The organism is Paenibacillus sp. USDA918EY, from assembly GCF_009870825.1.
GTDB classification, from domain to species: Bacteria; Bacillota; Bacilli; order Paenibacillales; family Paenibacillaceae; genus Paenibacillus_AQ; species Paenibacillus_AQ albilobatus.
On the sequence record NZ_WTWY01000083.1, the window covers coordinates 1 to 240 of the forward strand.

Annotated in this window: 1 protein-coding gene; it reads right to left on the reverse strand. The window is 52.9% G+C overall.

What is annotated here, in order from left to right; genetic code table 11:
- Nucleotides 1-240, reverse strand: a 240-nt coding sequence (locus GQY55_RS30890) for a hypothetical protein (protein WP_201452282.1), incomplete at both ends; no start/stop codon positions are given.

Below are 240 nucleotides of genomic sequence, written 5' to 3' on the forward strand. Positions count from 1 at the left end.
CGTGGACAACCTTATCAGCGGTATGCTTATCCAGATTGGTCTGCACTGTGCCGGCCGCCCGATCGGCGTATTTGGTTGTGGCAAGCTTATTCGAGTTATCGCCTGCCGGCTGTGTCGGAGCGGTGGGCGTGCCGGTAAACACCGGATTGTCCGCCGCTGCTTTCTTGTCCATGTCCTCTTGCACCCGGTCAAAACCGATATTGATGTTGTTAAAGTCTTCCGATATTTTCTTACTTCCTT